The organism is Streptomyces sp. SAT1 (assembly GCF_001654495.1).
Taxonomy (GTDB): domain Bacteria; phylum Actinomycetota; class Actinomycetes; order Streptomycetales; family Streptomycetaceae; genus Streptomyces; species Streptomyces andamanensis.
Genome location: NZ_CP015849.1, coordinates 5,013,108 through 5,029,729, shown reverse-complemented (window position 1 = coordinate 5,029,729; position 16,622 = coordinate 5,013,108). Strand labels below are relative to the sequence as shown.

The window sequence follows — 16,622 nt, the reverse complement described above, 5'->3', positions numbered from 1 at the left end:
GGCTCTCAGAAGCCCGCCGGCTCCGTGTACACCCCCCACTCCTCGCGCAGCACCCCGCAGATCTCCCCGAGCGTCGCCTCGGCGCGCACCGCGGACAGCATCGGCTCGATCATGTTGGCGCCCGAGCGCGCGGCCTCCAGCATGGCGTCCAGCGAGGCGCGCACCGCCGCGTCGTCCCGTGCGCCCTTGCGCGCCCCGAGCGCGCGCACCTGCTCGCGCTCCACCTCGTGGCTGACGCGCAGGATCTCCAGGTCGCCGGTGACGGACCCGGTGGCCGTGTTGACGCCGACGACCCGCTTGTCCCCCTTCTCCAGCGCCTGCTGGTAGCGGAACGCGGACTCGGCGATCTCGCCGGTGAACCAGCCGTCCTCGATGCCCCGCAGGATGCCGGAGGTCACCGGTCCGATCGGGTGCCGCCCGTCCGGGTGCGCGCGCAGCCCGCGCTCCTTGATCTGGTCGAAGATCTTCTCGGCGTCCGCCTCGATCCGGTCCGTCAGCTGCTCGACGTACCAGGAACCGCCCAGCGGGTCGGCGACGTTGGCGACGCCGGTCTCCTCCATCAGCACCTGCTGGGTGCGCAGCGCGATCTCGGCGGCCTGCTCGCTGGGCAGCGCCAGGGTCTCGTCCAGGGCGTTGGTGTGCAGCGAGTTGGTGCCGCCGAGCACCGCGGCGAGCGCCTCCACGGCGGTGCGCACGACGTTGTTGTACGGCTGCTGGGCGGTGAGCGAGACACCGGCGGTCTGCGTGTGGAAGCGCAGCCACTGCGCCTTGTCGGTGCGCGCGCCGTACACGTCCCTCATCCAGCGCGCCCAGATGCGGCGGGCGGCGCGGAACTTGGCGATCTCCTCGAAGAAGTCGACGTGCGCGTCGAAGAAGAAGGACAGGCCGGGCGCGAAGACGTCCACGTCCAGGCCGCGGCTCAGGCCCAGCTCGACGTAGCCGAAGCCGTCCGCGAGCGTGTACGCCAGCTCCTGCGCCGCCGTGGCCCCGGCCTCGCGGATGTGGTAGCCGGAGACGGACAGCGGCTTGTAGGCGGGGATCTTGGTCGCGCAGTGCTCCATCAGGTCGCCGATGAGGCGCAGGTGCGGCTCGGGCTGGAAGAGCCACTCCTTCTGGGCGATGTACTCCTTGAAGATGTCCGTCTGGAGCGTGCCGTTGAGGACGGCGGGGTCCACGCCCTGGCGTTCCGCGGCGACCAGGTACATGCAGAAGACGGGCACGGCGGGCCCGCTGATCGTCATCGAGGTGGTGACGTCGCCGAGCGGGATGTCCCGGAACAGGACCTCCATGTCGGCGGCGGAGTCGATGGCCACCCCGCAGTGGCCGACCTCGCCCAGGGAGCGCGGGTCGTCGGAGTCGCGGCCCATCAGGGTGGGCATGTCGAAGGCGACCGAGAGCCCGCCGCCGCCCGCGGCGAGGATCATCTTGTAGCGCTCGTTGGTCTGCTCGGCGTTGCCGAAGCCGGCGAACTGGCGGATGGTCCAGGTCCGCCCGCGGTAGCCGGTCGGGTACAGCCCGCGGGTGAAGGGGTACTCGCCGGGCCAGCCGATCCGCTCGAAGCCCTCGTACTCGTCGCCCGCGCGGGGCCCGTACACCGGCTCCACGGGGTCTCCGGAGAGCGTGGTGAAGTCCGCATCGCGCTTGCGTGCGGCGTCGTACCGGGCCTGCCAGCGTCGGCGGCCCTCTGCGATGGCGTCAGCGTCCATGCTTCAAATTTACTAGGACGTCCTAGTAAATGTCGACGGCTGACCGCCGTACGCGTGCGGTACGGCGGTGCGGCGGTGCGGTTACGCCTCGGCGGCGGCCGGTACGGGGGCCGTGACCTTGGCCTCCAGCTCGCGGCTGATCCGGCGCTCGACGAAGAAGGCGGCGGTGGGGATCGTGCCTGCCAGGAGCACCCACAGCTGGCGCCCGACCGGCAGTTTCGCCTTGGAGCCCAGGTCGAAGGCGACGACCAGGTAGAGCACGTACAGCCAGCCGTGCGCGATGCCGATGACGGTGGTGAACTTCGCCGCCCCGTCGAGCTGGAAACCGTACTTGGCGATCACGCCGAGGGTCAGCAGGACCAGCAGCACGCCGGTGACGTAGGCCATGACGCGGTAGCGGGTCAGCACGCTTCGTTTCATGGATACGAGCGTAACCGCCCGAAAAATCCCCGCTTCGGCGGGGAGCGGTACGCCCTCACGCAGGAGCGCGTCAGGCCGCTGGGAGCACCTCCGCTTCGGCGGAGAGCAGCGCGCTGACCCGCGAAGACCCTACTCGTCCTCGAAGTCCCGCGCAGCGATCCGCAGCGGCCGCAGCATCGCGAAGATCTCCGCGCACTCCTCGGCGTCGTACGCGCCCAGGCCGAAGTCCATCGCCATCAGGTCGCGGGTGGCGGCGTCGACGGCCTCGCGGCCCTTGTCGGTGATGACGGCGAGGGTGCCGCGGCCGTCGTTGGGGTTGGGGCGCTTGGCCACCAGGCCGGACCTGACCAGGCGGTCCACCGTGTTGGTCACGGAGGTGGGATGCACCATCAGCCGCTCGCCGATCTTGGACATCGGCAGCTCGCCGGCCTTGGAGAAGGTGAGCAGCACCAGGGCCTCGTAGCGCGCGAACGTCAGTCCGTACGGCTTGACCACGGCGTCGACCTCGGCCAGCAGGATCTGGTGGGCGCGCATGATGGACGTGATCGCCGCCATGGACGGCACGCTTCCCCAGCGCTGCTTCCAGAGCTCGTCGGCGCGGGCGATGGGGTCGAACGGGAGACTGAGGGGCTTCGGCACGGCATCAGACCCTACCCGCCGGTCATATCGTGGTCAGCCCCGTCTCGCCTTTCGGTCGCCCGGTGCTCGTCCGGCGGTCGTCCGGCGCTCCCCCGGTGTCCGCGCGGACGTCCGCCGGGCGGCGCCCGCCAGCAGGACGCAGCAGACGGTGCCCAGGACCCCGGCGCCCGCGACGGTGACCCGCACGCCGGCGAACTCGGCCGCGACGCCCGCCAGGGCCATGCCCACGCCCTGGAGGGTCATCAGACCGGCGGTGAGCAGGGTCATCGCCCGGCCCCGCAGCTCCTCGGGCACGGCGGCGACGAACCACTGGTCCAGGCCCAGGGTGTAGGCCGATCCGGCGCCGGAGACCAGCAGCAGGAGCAGCGAGAGGGGCAGGCCCGGGTGGAGGGCGTAGCCGAGGTACGGCAGCAGGGCGAGGCTCACCAGCGGCAGGGCGACGCGTTCGCGGGCGGCGGGCGACAGCCGGGAGCCGGCGTACAGCTCGCCCGCCACGGTGCCCACGGGCAGCGCGCACATCAGCAGGCCGAGCCCGGTGGACCCGGTGCCGAGCGCGGCGGCGTACGGGGCGGCCAGGGCCTCGGGCACCACGGCGAACATCGGCGGCACCCAGAACAGCAGCAGCAGGACGCGCGTCCTGCGGTCGGCGAGCACCTGCCGGGCGCCGCGCAGCGAGTCGCCGACCAGGGCGCCGCCCCCGCCGCCGCGCGCGGGCCGGGGGCGGGTGCCGAGGCGGAGCAGGGCGGCGGAGGCCAGGAAGGTGGCCACGGTGATCAGCAGGGCGTGCCGGGGGCTGACCACGGTGAGCAGCAGCCCGCCGAGCCCGTAGCCGACGAGCAGCGCGCTCTGCGAGACGATCCGCAGCAGGGAACGGCCGAGGACGAACAGGTCGCCGTCGCCGAGGATGTCGGCGAGCGTGGCCATGCGGGTGCCCTGGAAGACCGGTGAGACCAGGGCGAGGGCGCATCGGAGCGCGAGCAGGACGCCGATGTGCGCCCCGGGCGCGACCATGCCCGCCACGCACGCCGCGCACACCAGGTCGCAGACGACCAGTACCCGGCGGGCCGGGAAGCGGTCGGCGAGCCCGGCCAGGAGGGTGCCGCCGACGACGTACGGGAGGAAGCCGAGCGCGAAGGTGAGGGCGCTGAGCAGGGGCGAGGCGGTGAGGTCGTAGACGAGGACGGAGAGGGCGATCTCGCTGACGATCACGCCGAGCAGGGAGAGGGCGTGGGCGGCGAAGACGGCCCGGAACTCGGGGACGGCGAAGACCTGGGTGTAGCGCTGCTGCATGGACCGCAGCGTGCGGCCGCCCGGCCGTGCGCCCTAGTGTTTCGGCGACAGCCGAATCTTCGAGAGACCGGGTGGGGTGTGCATGCCGTTCCGGCTGCGTTTCGGTGACGACGATCTGCTGCGGTGCCGCTTCGCGCTGTCGCCGCTGTGGGAGACGCAGGAGGCGGTGCGCACGCTGGGGCGCCCGGACCGGCTGGGCTACCACCCGCACTGGCTGCGGAGCATCGGGGAGGCGGCGCGGGGTCTTGACCTGGGCCTGCTGCGGCTGGTGATGCCGCGCCGGGGGCACAGCCCGGACTTCCTGGGGCCGCCGCCGCTGGGCCCGGCGGCGACGTTCGAGGAGGAGATCGCGGCAGTGCGGGCGGCCGATCCGGTGGCGGCCCGGGAGGATCTGGCGCGCTCCCTGGCGGACACGCCGGGTGCGCCGCGCTCGCCGGGCGGGCGGGCGCTGCTGGCCGATCCGGCGCGCGCGGTGCGGGAGCTGGCCGATCTGCTGGAGGCCGCCTGGCATGTGCTGGTGGAGCCGGAGTGGCCGCGGCTGCGGGCGCTGCTGGAGGCCGACATCGCCTTCCACTCGCGGCGGCTGGCCGAGGTGGGCCTGGAGGCGCTGCTGCCGGAGCTGGACCGGCGGCTGTCCTGGGACGGGCGGACGCTGACCGTGGACTGGCACGGCGAGTACGGGCGCGAACTGGGCGGCCAGGGTCTGGTGCTGATGCCGAGCGTGTTCTCGTGGCCGGACGTGATCAGCGGCTTCGAGCCGCCGTGGCAGCCGACGCTGGTCTATCCGGCCCGCGGCCTCGCGGGGCTGTGGACGGAGCCGGGTGCCGCCGGCGCGCAGGCGCTGGTACGGCTGCTGGGGCGCGGACGGGCCGCGGTGCTGGCCGCGCTGGCCGACCCGGCGACGACATCGGACCTGGCGCACCGGCTGCGGCTGGCCCCCTCGTCGGTGTCCGCGCATCTGGCGGTGCTGCGGGACGCGGGGCTGCTGACCTCGCGGCGCTATGGGCACCGGGTGCTGTACGAGCGGACACCGCTGGGGATGGCGCTGGCGGCGTCCGGAGGGTGAGGGTCCGGGCCGCCCGGCGGTGGGCGTCCGGGGCCGCGGGGGTGCGTGTCCGGGGCCGCCCCAGGGTGCGTGTCCGGGGGCTGAGGCGTGCGCGGGCGCGCGGTCGGACCGCCGGGTGCGCGCCCGCGCAGGCGGAGCCGGTTCGGGCTACTCCCCCGCCAGGTGCCGTTCGACCGTCTCCACCTTGGCGGTGAGGCCGTCGGTGACGCCGGGGCGGATGTCGGCCTTGAGGACGAGGGAGACGCGCGGGGCGCGGGCCTCCACCGCGGCCACGGCGCGCCGGACCACGTCCATGACCTCGTCCCATTCGCCCTCGACGGAGGTGAACATGGCGTCGGTGCGGTTCGGCAGGCCGGACTCGCGCACGACCCGGACGGCGTCGGCGACGTACTCGCCCACGTCCTCGCCGACGCCCAGCGGGGTGACGGAGAAGGCGACGATCACGCGTTCACCACTCCCTCGCGGCGGGCGCGGGAGGCGATGACCGCGTCCTCGGCCTCGCGCTTGAGCTTGCGCTCGGCGAAGAAGCCGCCGGTGGGCAGGACCGAGAGCACGAAGTAGAGGGCGGCGGTCTTCAGCGGCCACTTGGTGCGGTTCCAGGCGTCGGCCCAGAAGAGCACGTAGAGGACGAAGAGGATGCCGTGGATCGCGCCCATCGCGGGGACCGCGTTGAAGTCGGTGGTCCGCTTCAGGACCGAGCAGACCAGCAGGAGCAGGAAGCTGACCGCCTCGGGGGCGGAGACCAGGCGGAGGCGTCGGAGGGCGGTGGCGGTCTTGATGTCCACGGGTCACCTTCGGGGGGATTCGGCGGGATGCGGCGGAAGACGGCCGGGAGCTGCGGCCGGGTTTGTGAACGCAGGCACAAAGTTCCGTCCATTGTGGCAAACCGCCGGGGGTGGTCGGCCCCTAGGGGTGGAGGTCGGGGATTTCTCCACCCGGGCGGGGGGCGATCTCCGTCCGTGGGTGCTGTCGTCGGCGGGCCGTTCGCCGCTACCTTCACTCCGTGGCGATGTTCCGACTGCAGGGCAGCAAGGTGCTCGCCGTCGACATGACCGGGGATGCCGTGAAGGCGAAGAACGGCTCGATGGTCGCGTACGACGGTCAGATGGCCTTCAAGAAGCTGACGGGTGGCGGTGAGGGGCTGCGGGGGATGGTGACGCGGCGGATCACCGGTGAGCAGATGACGGTGATGGAGGTGCGGGGGCAGGGGACCTGCTGGTTCGCGGACCGGGCGTCCGAGATCAATCTCGTCCGCCTCCAGGGGGAGAAGCTGTATGTCGAGTCGAGCAATCTGCTGGCGACGGACGCGGGACTGAGGACGGGCACGACCTTCACCGGGCTGCGCGGCGCCTCGCAGGGCAACGGGCTGTTCACGACCACCGTCGAGGGCAGCGGCCAGGCGGCGATCATGTCCGACGGCCCCGCCGTGGTGCTCCGGGTGAGCGCGCAGTACCCGCTGGTCGTCGACCCGGGCGCCTATATCGCGCACCAGGGAGATCTGCGGCAGACGTTCCAGTCCGGGGTGACCTTCCGCACATTCCTCGGGGAGGGCGGCGGCGAGGCGTTCCAGATCCGCTTTGAGGGGGACGGCCTGGTCTACGTCCAGCCGAGCGAGCGGAACACGATCGCGGGGGACGCGTGAGATGACCTTCCGGGAGATCAACTCGAAGATGGTCGAGGCCACGCTGGTGCCGGGGCAGCGGCTGTTCAGTCAGCGGGGCGCGATGCTGGCGTACCGGGGGGACGTGTCGTTCACCCCGAACATCCAGGGCGGTCAGGGCGGGGTGATGTCCATGATCGGGCGCCGCGTCGCGGGCGAGGCCACCCCCCTGATGACGGTGGAGGGCAGCGGCACGGTCTTCTTCGGGCACGGCGGCCACCACATCCAGGTGATCGGGCTGTCCGGCGACACGCTGTACGTGGAGGCCGACCGCCTGCTCGCCTTCGAGGGCACGCTCCAGCAGGGCACGATGTTCATGGGCTCGCAGGGCGGGATCATGGGCATGGTGCGCGGCCAGGTGACCGGCCAGGGACTGTTCACGACCACCCTCAAGGGGCACGGCGCGGTGGCGGTGATGGCGCACGGCGGGGTGCTGGAGATCCCGGTCACCCCGCAGCGGCCCGTCCATGTCGACCCGCAGGCCTACGTCGCCCACCACGGCGACGTCCGCAACAAGCTGTCGACCGCGCTGGGCTGGCGGGACATGGTGGGCCGGGGTTCGGGCGAGGCGTTCCAGCTGGAGCTGAGCGGCAGCGGCACGGTCTACGTCCAGGCGTCGGAGGAGAAGCTGTGAGCGCGTACGGAACACCCGGCGCCGGGCCCGTGGTGTACGACCCGATGACGCTGCCGGCCGACGACAACGTCAACCACTACACCTTCTGTGTGGAGCTGAAGGGGAGCCAGTGGTTCCTCCAGAAGGGAAAGATGATCGCCTATTACGGGGCGATCGAGTTCAACGGCTTTGGACACGGGCGTCTGGACCGGCTGTTGCGCACCTCGTTCCATTCGCCTCTGCACGCCGCGGACTGGGTGGTGGCGGAGGGTTCGGGGAAGATGCTCCTCGCCGACCGGGCCTTCGATGTGAACTCGTACGACCTGGAGGACGGCAACCTGACCATTCGCTCGGGCAACTTGCTTGCTTTTGAGCCAAGTCTCGCGCTGAAGCAGTCGATCGTTCCGGGCTTCCTCACGCTGATCGGAACCGGAAAATTCGTGGCCGCGTCGAACGGCCCGGTGGTCTTCATGGAACCGCCGATCCGGGTGGACCCGCAGGCGCTGGTCGGCTGGGCCGACTGCCCCTCCCCGTGCCATCACTACGACCACGGCTATCTGACGGGCGTACTGGGCGGCCTACGTGCGATGACAGGGCTCGGCGGGGCCTCCGGCGAGGAGCACCAGTTCGAGTTCGTCGGGGCCGGTACGGTGCTGCTCCAGTCGTCGGAGGCCCTGATGGCGGAGCAGGCCGTGGGGGCGCCCCCGGCCGAGCCCGGGGTGCCCGGCGGGACCGGTCCGGCCGGTCATGGACAGCAGGGACAGCAGGCGGGCGCACCGCGCCTTCCCGGACAGCTGGGAGACCTCCAGCGTCGCTTCGGGCTGTGAGCGGTAGTCTGCGGAGTGTGACGGCTCGAACGCGTGCGCGCCGTCATTCGACCCCCCATTAGTTCGCCTTTCAACTTCTTAGGTAGACTTCATTCATGGAGACCGACACGGCCACGCGCTGGCTGACCAATGCGGAGCAGTGCGCCTGGCGCACCCACCTGGAGGTCAACAGGCTGTTGACGTACCAGCTCGAAAGAGACCTCCAGCCCTTCGGTCTGACGTTGAACGACTACGAGATCCTGGTGAATCTCTCCGAGTCGGAGGACGTGCGGATGCGGATGAGCGACCTCGCCTCCGCCACCCTCCAGTCCAAGAGCCGCCTCTCGCACCAGATCACCCGCATGGAGAACGCGAACCTGGTGCGCCGCGAGAACTGCGAGTCCGACCGCCGCGGGCTGTTCGCCGTCCTCACCGAGCACGGCATGGAGACCATGCAGAAGGTCGCCCCGCACCATGTGGCGTCCGTGCGGCGGCACTTCATCGATCTGCTGGACCCGGAGGCCCTGACGGAGCTGAGCAAGGCGCTCAAGCCCATCGCGGAGCACCTGCGCGGCCAGCGGGGCCGCCCGTGACCGGGGCGGGGCCCGCACTCCGGCCCTGACCCGGCCCGCAGCCCTGACCCGGCCCGCGCTCCCGGCCCCGGGGACCCGTACGCGAACCTGCACCCGGGCCGGCGCCGCCCGACGGCTCGCGATCGGGCCCCGGCAGGCAGCCGCCGCGCCGCCCACCCGCCCGACGGTCACGGCCCGGCGCGGGGCGCCGGAGACCGGGACGCTCCGGTCCGGTCCGCCGGGCGGGCCCCTGGATCCAGGGCACTGCCCGTCCCGCCGGGCCGGGGCCGACACAGCCAGGGGGCGGCGCCCCGGTCCCGAGGCCGTGCAGGACGGGCACGCCGTGCCGGGCCCGCGGACCGTGCGGCGTGGCGCGGCCGCCGTACCGGGTTCGGTCCCGGCGCAGGCCGGCCCGGCGGCCCGGAAGAGGCCCGCGCCCGGCCCGGCGGGTGCGATCCACCGCACCGGAGCGGTCCGGGCGGGCCCGGTCTGCCAGGCAAGGAGTGCGCGCAGGCGGGCCCGCCTGCCAGGCGCGGCCCCGTACGAGGACGGCCCCCGCTCTGCCTGGCCGGGGGCCGCGCAGGGCCCCGGCCGACGCGCACCCGGAGTGCGCGGAGGCGGGCTCCGTCCCGCGGCCGTAGGCCGTGGACCAGGCGCTCCCGCCGGGCCGGGCTCTACCCCTGCGTCAGGCCCGCGACCAGTTCGTCCGCCGCGCGGTACGGGTCGAGGTCGCCGGTGACGATGCGTTCGGCGAGGGCGCTGAGGCGGCGGTCGCCGTGCAGGTCGCCGATGCGTTCGCGCAGGGCCGTGACGGCGATCGTCTCGACCTCGCGGGACGCGCGGGCACGGCGCCGCTCGGCGAGGACGCCGCGCTCCTCCATCCACGCCCGGTGCTTCTCCAGGGCCTCGACGACCTCGTCGATGCCCTCGCCGCGGGCGGCCACCGTCTTGACGATGGGCGGCCGCCAGTCGCCGGGGCCGCGGGCCTCGCCCAGGCCCAGCATGTGGTTCAGCTCGCGGGCGGTGGCGTCCGCGCCGTCCCGGTCGGCCTTGTTGACGACGTAGACGTCGCCGATCTCCAGGATCCCGGCCTTGGCCGCCTGGATGCCGTCGCCCATCCCGGGCGCCAGCAGCACCACGCTGGTGTCCGCCTGGGAGGCGATCTCCACCTCCGACTGGCCGACGCCGACCGTCTCCACCAGGACCACGTCGCAGCCGGCCGCGTCCAGCACCCGGATCGCCTGCGGCGCGGCCCAGGCCAGGCCGCCCAGATGGCCGCGGGTCGCCATCGAGCGGATGTACACACCCGGGTCCGAGGCGTGCTCCGACATGCGGACCCGGTCGCCGAGCAGCGCGCCGCCGGAGAACGGGGAGGACGGGTCGACGGCGAGCACGCCGACCCGCCGGCCCTGCTTGCGGTAGGCCGTCACCAGCGCCGAGGTGGAGGTCGACTTGCCGACCCCGGGCGAGCCGGTCAGACCGACCACATAGGCGTTGCCGGTCAGCGGCGCGAGCGCCGCCATGACCTCCCTGAGCTGCGGTGACGCCCCCTCCACCAGGGAGATCAGCCGGGCCACGGCCCGCGGCCGGCCGTCCCTGGCCTGGGCCACCAGAGAGGAGACGTCCTGCATCACAGCTCCGTTCACGTGTTCCGCGCCGATCTCACGAACGTACGCGGAGGATCGGTCGGGGGGATACCCCGGACACCCCGCTCACCGGGGGTCCGGGGCCGGCCGCGCACCGGGCCGGGGCGGCCCTCAGGCGCCGGGCGGCCCTCAGGCCCCGGGCACCTTGACGATCAGCGCGTCGCCCTGGCCGCCGCCGCCGCACAGCGCCGCCGCGCCCACGCCGCCGCCGCGGCGCTTGAGCTCCAGCGCCAGGTGCAGCACGAGACGGGCGCCGGACATCCCGATCGGGTGACCGAGGGCGATGGCGCCGCCGTTCACGTTCACCCTTTCCGTGGACACGCCGAGGTCCTTCATTGACTGCACGGCCACCGCGGCGAACGCCTCGTTGATCTCGATCAGATCGAGGTCGGAGACCTCCAGGCCCTCCTTGCGCAGGGCGTGCAGGATCGCGTTGGACGGCTGGGACTGGAGGGAGTTGTCCGGACCGGCCACATTGCCGTGGGCGCCGATCTCGGCGATCCACTCCAGGCCCAGTTCCTCGGCCTTGGCCCTGCTCATCACGACCACGGCGGCGGCGCCGTCGGAGATCTGCGAGGAGGAACCGGCGGTGATCGTGCCGTCCTTGGCGAAGGCGGGGCGCAGCCGGGCCAGCGACTCGGCGGTGGTGTCGCCGCGGATGCCCTCGTCCTTGCTGAAGAGCACCGGGTCGCCCTTGCGCTGCGGGATCTCCACGGGGGTGATCTCGGCCTCGAAGACGCCGTTCTTCTGGGCGGCGGCGGCGCGCTGGTGGGACAGGGCGGCGATCTCGTCCTGCTCGGCGCGGCCGATGCCCAGGCGGGTGTTGTGCTTCTCGGTCGACTCGCCCATCGGGATGGTCTCCCAGGGGTCGGTCAGACCGTCGTGGGCCATCGCGTCGAGCATCTCCACCGCGCCGTACTTGAAGCCCTCGCGGGACTTGGGCAGCAGGTGGGGGGCGTTGGTCATGGACTCCTGGCCGCCGGCCACGACGATGTCGAACTCGCCCGCGCGGATGAGCTGGTCGGCCAGCGCGATGGCGTCCAGGCCCGAGAGGCACACCTTGTTGACGGTGAGCGCGGGCACGCTCATCGGGATGCCCGCCTTCACCGCGGCCTGCCGGGCGGGGATCTGGCCCGCGCCGGCCTGGAGCACCTGGCCCATGATCACGTACTGGACCTGGTCGCCCCCGATGCCCGCGCGGTCCAGGGCCGCCTTGATCGCGAACGCGCCCAGATCCGCGCCGGAGAACGACTTGAGCGAGCCGAGCAGCCGGCCCATGGGCGTACGGGCGCCCGCGACGATCACCGAACCGGTCGTACCGGAGTTTCCAGAAGCCATGAGCTGCGATTCCCCTTACCGGCCTGCACAGCCGAGGAGTGAACGAGGGTTTACTTCGAATGTACTGAGCGGCGGTCGGCCGCGTCATCGGGCCGTCGGTGTGATCGCGCGCACGTTGCGTAACCATCCGATCGGCGCTGCACTGAGTCCATGCTGACGCGAATCGACCACATCGGGATCGCCTGCCACGACCTCGACGCGACCGTCGAGTTCTACCGGGCGACGTACGGCTTCGAGGTGTTCCACACCGAGGTCAACGACGAGCAGGGCGTGCGCGAGGCCATGCTCAAGATCAACGAGACGTCCGACGGCGGCGCCTCCTACCTCCAGCTCCTGGAACCGACCCGCGAGGACTCCGCCGTCGGGAAGTGGCTCGCGAAGAACGGCGAGGGCGTGCACCACATCGCCTTCGGCACCGCGGACGTCGACGCGGACGCCGCCGGTATCCGCGACAAGGGCGTGCGGGTCCTGTACGAGGAGCCGCGACGCGGCTCCATGGGGTCACGGATCACCTTCCTGCACCCCAAGGACTGCCATGGCGTCCTCACAGAACTCGTCACTTCGGCGCCCGTTGGGACGGCCGAGCACTGACCGACGTACATAAGGGCCGGTAGGGTTGGGGGCGATCGTCCGCTCAGCGGGCCGATCGCTTTCCGGGGTCCACGTTTCGGGGGACGGACGACGGGGCAGCAGCCCATGCTCCGCCGTTGATCTGACACCATTCCCCGGGGGCCCCGTCCGGCGGATGGACGGAGCTCGTTTGGACAGGCTTGCGACCAGGGGACGGATGGGACCGCGCAGTGCGGGGCTACGAACGCCAGGAGCGAGAGCCGGCGGCTGACGTCGACCACCTCTCTCGGTTCGAGGCCGAGATGGATCGGCTGAAGACCGAGCGGGAGAAGGCGATCCAGCACGCCGAGGACCTCGGCTACCAGGTCGAGGTGCTGCGCGCCAAGCTGCACGAGGCGCGCCGCACCATCATGACCCGGCCCGCCTACGACAGCGCCGACATCGGTTACCAGGCCGAGCAGTTGCTGCGGCAGGCGCAGGTGCAGGCCGAGCAGATCCGCGCCGACGCCGAGCGCGAGCTGAGCCAGGCGCGGGCGCAGACCCAGCGCATCCTCCAGGAGCACGCCGAGGAGGCCGCCAGGCTCCAGGCGGAGCTGCACCAGGAGGCGGTGAACCGGCGCCAGCAGCTCGACCAGGAGCTGGCCGAGCGCCGCCAGACCGTCGAGTCCCACGTCAACGAGAACGTGGCCTGGGCCGAGCAGTTGCGCGCCCGTACGGAGCAGCAGGCCCGTCGGCTGCTGGACGAGTCCCGCGCCGAGGCCGAGCAGGCGATGTCCGCCGCGCGCGCCGAGGCCGAGCGGCTGACCGCCGAGGCCCGGCAGCGGCTGCGCGCCGAGGCCGAGTCGGCGCGCGCGGAGGCCGAGCAGCTGCTGCGCCGGGCCCGCGCCGACGCCGAGCGGATGCTGGGCGCCGCCTCCAGCCAGGCGCAGGAGGCCACCGACCACGCCGAGCGGCTGCGCAGCAGCACGGCGAGCGAGTCGGAGGCCGCCCGCCGCCAGGCCACCGAGCTGAGCCGGGCCGCCGAGCAGCGGATGACGGAGGCCGAGGAGGCGCTGCGCAAGGCGCAGACCGAGGCCGAGAAGCTGGTCACCGAGGCCAAGGAGAGCGCGGCCAGGACGCTGGCCGGCGCCGAGTCGGCCAACGAGCAGCGCACGCGCACCGCCAAGGAGCAGGTCGCCCGGCTGGTCGAGGAGGCCACCAAGGAGGCCGAGTCCACCCGGTCCGAGGCCGAGCAGCTGGTGGCCGACGCCCGCGCCGAGGCGGAGAAGATCCTCGCCGAGGCCGCGGAGAAGGCCCGTACGGCCACCGCCGAGGAGACCGCCACCCAGCTGTCCAAGGCGGCGAAGACCGCCGAGGAGGTGCTGGACAAGGCGTCCGAGAACGCCAAGCGGACCACCAGGGCGGCCGCCGAGGAGGCCGAGCGGATCCGCGGCGAGGCGGAGGCCGAGGCGGACCGGCTGCGCGCCGAGGCGCACGACATCGCCGAGGAGCTCAAGGGCGCGGCGAAGGACGACACCAAGGAGTACCGCGCCAAGACCGTCGAGCTCCAGGAGGAGGCGCGGCGGCTGCGCGGCGAGGCCGAGCAGCTGCGTTCCGACGCGGTCGCCGAGGGCGAGAAGATCCGCGCCGAGGCCCGGCGCGAGGCCGTGGCGCAGATCGAGGAGGCGGCGAAGTCCGCCGAGGAGCTGCTCGCCAAGGCCAAGGCGGACGCCGACGAGCTGCGCGCCGGCGCGAGCGCGGACAGCGAGAAGGTCCGCACCGAGGCCATCGAGCGCGCCACGGTGCTGCGCCGGCAGGCCGAGGAGACGCTGGAGCGCGCCCGCGCGGAGGCCGAGCGGCTGCGCGCGGAGGCCGACGAGCACGCGGAGTCGGTGAAGGCGGACGCCGAGCGGGCCGCGACCGGGCTGCGCGAGGAGACCGAGCGGGCGCTCGCGGCCCGGCAGGCCGAGGCCACCGAGGAGCTGACCCGGCTGCACACCGAGGCCGAGGAGCGCCACGCCGCCGCCGAGCAGGCGCTCACCGACGCCCGCGCGGAGGGCGAGCGGCTGCGCCGGGAGGCCGCCGAGGAGGCCGAGCGGCTGCGCACCGAGGCGGCCGAGCGGATCCGGGCGCTGCGCGAGCAGGCCGAGACGGAGGCCGAGCGGCTGCGCGACGAGGCCGCGGCGGACGCGTCCGCGTCCCGCGCCGAGGGCGAGAACGTGGCCGTGCGGCTGCGTTCGGAGGCCGCGGCGGAGGCGGAGCGGCTGAAGGCGGAGGCCCAGGACACCGCGGACCGGGTCCGCGCCGAGGCGCAGGCCGCCGCCGAGCGGCTGGGCGCGGAGGCGTCCGAGGCGCTGGCCGCCGCGCAGGAGGAGTCCGCCCGGCGCCGCCGCGAGGCCGAGGAACTGCTCGGTTCGGCCCGCCAGGAGGCCGACCAGGAGCGGGAGCGGGCGCGCGAGCAGACCGAGGAACTGCTGGCGTCGGCGCGCCGCCGGGTGGAGGAGGCGCAGGCCGAGGCCACCCGTCTGGTGGAGGAGGCCGACCGGCGGGCCACCGAGATGGTGTCGGCCGCCGAGACGCACGCGCAGCAGGTACGGGACTCCGTGGCCGGGCTGCACGAGCAGGCGCAGGAGGAGATCACCGGGCTGCGTTCGGCCGCCGAGCACGCGGCGGACCGTACGCGCCGGGAGGCCGAGGAGGAGGCGGACCGGGTCCGCGCCGACGCCTACGCCGAGCGGGAGCGGGCCAGCGAGGACGCGGCCCGGCTGCGGCGCGAGGCGGGCGAGGAGACGGAGGCCGCCAAGGCGCTCGCCGAGCGCACGGTGTCCGAGGCCATCGCGGAGGCCGAGCGGGTCCGCGCGGATGTCTCCGAGCACGCGCAGCGGGTGCGTACCGAGGCGTCGGACACGATCGCGCAGGCCGAGCAGGACGCCACGCGCACGCGTGCGGACGCCCGGGACGACGCGAACCGGATCCGTTCGGACGCGGCGACGCAGGCGGACACGCTGATCTCCGAGGCGCGCGCGGAGGCCGAGCGGCTCCAGACGGAGACGATCGCCGAGGCCGAGCGGCTGCGTACGGAGACGATCGCCGAGACGGACCAGTTGCGGGCCGGCACGGTCGCCGAGGCCGACCGGCTGCGCACGGAGACGGCGGCCGAGGCCGAGCGGGTGCGCACCGAGGCGCTGGCCGAGGCCGACCGGGTGCGGGCCGAGTCCGTCGCCAAGGCGGAGAAGCTGATCTCGGACGCCACCGGGGACGCGGAGCGGCTGCGGGCCGAGGCCGCCGAGACGGTGGGCTCCGCGCAGTCGCGGGCCGAGCGGATCCGTACCGATTCCGAGCGGGTGAAGGCGGAGGCGGCGGCGGAGGCCGAGCGGCTGGTGACGGCCGCCCGCGAGGAGGCCGAGCGGACCCTGGACGAGGCCCGCAAGGACGCCAACAAGCGGCGTTCGGAGGCGGCCGAGCAGGTCGACAAGCTCATCAACGAGACCACGGCGGAGGCCGACAAGCTGCTCACCGAGGCACAGGCGAGCGCGGTCAAGTCCAAGGCGGACGCGGAGGCGCAGGCCGATACGATGGTGGGCGCGGCCCGCCAGGAGGCCGAGCGGATCCTGTCCGAGGCGACGGTCCAGGGCAACAGCGCGGTGGAGAAGGCCCGTACGGACGCGGACGAGCTGCTGGTCGGGGCCCGCCGGGACGCCACCCAGATCCGGGAGCGCGCCGAGGAGCTGCGGACGCGCCTCACCTCGGAGATCGAGGAGCTGCACGAGCGGGCCCGCCGGGAGGCGGCCGACACGATGAAGTCGGCCGGGGACCGCTGCGACGCGCTGATCAAGGCGGCCGAGGAGCAGCTGGCGAAGGCGCAGGCGAAGGCCAAGGAGATCGTCTCGGACGCCAACTCCGAGGCGGGCAAGGTGCGTATCGCCGCGGTCAAGAAGGCCGAGGGGCTGCTCAAGGAGGCCGAGCAGAAGAAGGCCAAGCTCTCCAAGGAGGCCGAGGAGCTGAAGGCCGAGGCGGTCCGGGAGGCGCGGCGCACGGTCGAGGAGGGCAAGCGCGAGCTGGAGACCCTGGTGCGCAGGCGCGAGGACATCAACGCCGAGATCTCCCGGGTGCAGGACGTGCTGGAGGCGCTGGAGTCCTTCGAGGCGCCGGGGTCCGGGAAGGACGCCGGGGTCCGGGCGGGCGCGACGGTGGGTGCGCCCCGTTCCGGGGAGAAGTCGTCAGAGGGGTAGTCAGAAGGTTAGCCTTTAGGGTGAATTCGGGGCCTCACGGGGGAGCTTCCGAAGGGTGCGCCGTGGTGCTTGGCAAGCGCTGCGG

General features: G+C 73.2%; 15 protein-coding genes. 7 read left to right on the top strand and 8 right to left on the bottom strand.

Features of this window, described 5'->3' with window-relative positions:
• Positions 1-5: 5 nt before the first annotated feature.
• The 4 genes from A8713_RS21850 to A8713_RS21835 form a co-directional block, all read right to left on the bottom strand.
• On the bottom strand, positions 6-1,706 hold the full coding sequence (locus A8713_RS21850) for an acyl-CoA mutase large subunit family protein (protein ID WP_064535315.1): 1,701 nt from the start codon (positions 1,704-1,706) through the stop codon (positions 6-8).
• Positions 1,707-1,787: 81 nt separating this feature from the next.
• Positions 1,788-2,126 (bottom strand): DUF3817 domain-containing protein, encoded by a 339-nt coding sequence (locus A8713_RS21845; RefSeq protein ID WP_064535314.1) that lies wholly within the window; start codon positions 2,124-2,126, stop codon positions 1,788-1,790.
• 129 nt (positions 2,127-2,255) lie between these two features.
• Complete coding sequence (locus tag A8713_RS21840) at positions 2,256-2,765, bottom strand: MarR family winged helix-turn-helix transcriptional regulator (protein ID WP_064535313.1); 510 nt, start codon at positions 2,763-2,765, stop codon at positions 2,256-2,258.
• Positions 2,766-2,798: 33 nt separating this feature from the next.
• On the bottom strand, positions 2,799-4,055 hold the full coding sequence (locus tag A8713_RS21835) for an MFS transporter (RefSeq protein WP_079159073.1): 1,257 nt from the start codon (positions 4,053-4,055) through the stop codon (positions 2,799-2,801).
• An 82-nt stretch (positions 4,056-4,137) separates the two neighbouring features.
• Here A8713_RS21835 and A8713_RS21830 point away from each other — a divergent pair, with 82 nt between their 5' ends.
• Complete coding sequence (locus A8713_RS21830; RefSeq protein WP_064535312.1) at positions 4,138-5,121, top strand: ArsR/SmtB family transcription factor; 984 nt, start codon at positions 4,138-4,140, stop codon at positions 5,119-5,121.
• Positions 5,122-5,268: 147 nt separating this feature from the next.
• On the opposite strand, the gene A8713_RS21825 is transcribed toward A8713_RS21830, so the two are convergent.
• Both A8713_RS21825 and A8713_RS21820 read right to left on the bottom strand, forming a co-directional pair.
• Positions 5,269-5,565 carry an MTH1187 family thiamine-binding protein gene (locus A8713_RS21825; protein WP_064535311.1) on the bottom strand — a complete coding sequence of 99 codons (297 nt, stop codon included), beginning with the start codon at positions 5,563-5,565 and terminating at the stop codon, positions 5,269-5,271.
• On the bottom strand, positions 5,562-5,906 hold the full coding sequence (locus A8713_RS21820) for a DUF3817 domain-containing protein (RefSeq protein WP_018571492.1): 345 nt from the start codon (positions 5,904-5,906) through the stop codon (positions 5,562-5,564). The genes A8713_RS21825 and A8713_RS21820 overlap by 4 nt, the downstream gene beginning before the upstream one ends.
• Positions 5,907-6,130: 224 nt before the next feature.
• Between A8713_RS21820 and A8713_RS21815 the strand changes: the two genes are divergently transcribed.
• From A8713_RS21815 to A8713_RS21800, 4 genes are all read left to right on the top strand, one after another.
• A complete protein-coding gene (locus tag A8713_RS21815; RefSeq protein WP_064537643.1) occupies positions 6,131-6,763 on the top strand; it encodes an AIM24 family protein in 633 nt (210 codons plus the stop codon).
• Between the two features lies 1 nt (position 6,764).
• Positions 6,765-7,415 (top strand): AIM24 family protein, encoded by a 651-nt coding sequence (locus A8713_RS21810; protein ID WP_064535310.1) that lies wholly within the window; start codon positions 6,765-6,767, stop codon positions 7,413-7,415.
• On the top strand, positions 7,412-8,221 hold the full coding sequence (locus A8713_RS21805) for an AIM24 family protein (protein ID WP_037888547.1): 810 nt from the start codon (positions 7,412-7,414) through the stop codon (positions 8,219-8,221). The genes A8713_RS21810 and A8713_RS21805 overlap by 4 nt, the downstream gene beginning before the upstream one ends.
• Before the next feature lie 95 nt (positions 8,222-8,316).
• Entirely contained in the window at positions 8,317-8,793 is a 477-nt protein-coding gene (locus A8713_RS21800; protein ID WP_018571488.1) for a MarR family winged helix-turn-helix transcriptional regulator, read from the top strand.
• A 653-nt stretch (positions 8,794-9,446) separates the two neighbouring features.
• Here the strand turns inward: A8713_RS21800 and meaB are convergent.
• On the bottom strand, positions 9,447-10,403 hold the full coding sequence (gene meaB, locus A8713_RS21795; protein ID WP_064535309.1) for a methylmalonyl Co-A mutase-associated GTPase MeaB: 957 nt from the start codon (positions 10,401-10,403) through the stop codon (positions 9,447-9,449).
• 144 nt (positions 10,404-10,547) lie between these two features.
• On the bottom strand, positions 10,548-11,756 hold the full coding sequence (locus A8713_RS21790) for an acetyl-CoA C-acetyltransferase (RefSeq protein ID WP_107440684.1): 1,209 nt from the start codon (positions 11,754-11,756) through the stop codon (positions 10,548-10,550).
• A gap of 150 nt (positions 11,757-11,906) precedes the next feature.
• Between A8713_RS21790 and mce the strand changes: the two genes are divergently transcribed.
• A complete protein-coding gene (gene mce, locus A8713_RS21785) occupies positions 11,907-12,347 on the top strand; it encodes a methylmalonyl-CoA epimerase (RefSeq protein WP_018571485.1) in 441 nt (146 codons plus the stop codon).
• 209 nt (positions 12,348-12,556) lie between these two features.
• Positions 12,557-16,537: a polarized growth protein Scy gene (gene scy / locus A8713_RS21780; protein ID WP_064535307.1), complete on the top strand. Its 3,981-nt coding sequence runs from the start codon at positions 12,557-12,559 to the stop codon at positions 16,535-16,537.
• Positions 16,538-16,622: the final 85 nt, after the last annotated feature.

Excerpts from the sequence above, each read along its gene's own strand:
- A8713_RS21800 (WP_018571488.1), top strand. The coding sequence starts at position 8,317 with ATGGAGACCGACACGGCCACGCGCTGGCTGACCAATGCGGAGCAGTGC.
- A8713_RS21815 (WP_064537643.1), top strand. The coding sequence starts at position 6,131 with ATGTTCCGACTGCAGGGCAGCAAGGTGCTCGCCGTCGACATGACCGGG.
- A8713_RS21845 (WP_064535314.1), bottom strand. The coding sequence starts at position 2,126 with ATGAAACGAAGCGTGCTGACCCGCTACCGCGTCATGGCCTACGTCACC.
- meaB (WP_064535309.1), bottom strand. The coding sequence starts at position 10,403 with ATGCAGGACGTCTCCTCTCTGGTGGCCCAGGCCAGGGACGGCCGGCCG.
- A8713_RS21810 (WP_064535310.1), top strand. The coding sequence starts at position 6,765 with ATGACCTTCCGGGAGATCAACTCGAAGATGGTCGAGGCCACGCTGGTG.
- A8713_RS21830 (WP_064535312.1), top strand. The coding sequence starts at position 4,138 with ATGCCGTTCCGGCTGCGTTTCGGTGACGACGATCTGCTGCGGTGCCGC.
- A8713_RS21790 (WP_107440684.1), bottom strand. The coding sequence starts at position 11,756 with ATGGCTTCTGGAAACTCCGGTACGACCGGTTCGGTGATCGTCGCGGGC.
- A8713_RS21850 (WP_064535315.1), bottom strand. The coding sequence starts at position 1,706 with ATGGACGCTGACGCCATCGCAGAGGGCCGCCGACGCTGGCAGGCCCGG.
- mce (WP_018571485.1), top strand. The coding sequence starts at position 11,907 with ATGCTGACGCGAATCGACCACATCGGGATCGCCTGCCACGACCTCGAC.
- A8713_RS21835 (WP_079159073.1), bottom strand. The coding sequence starts at position 4,055 with ATGCAGCAGCGCTACACCCAGGTCTTCGCCGTCCCCGAGTTCCGGGCC.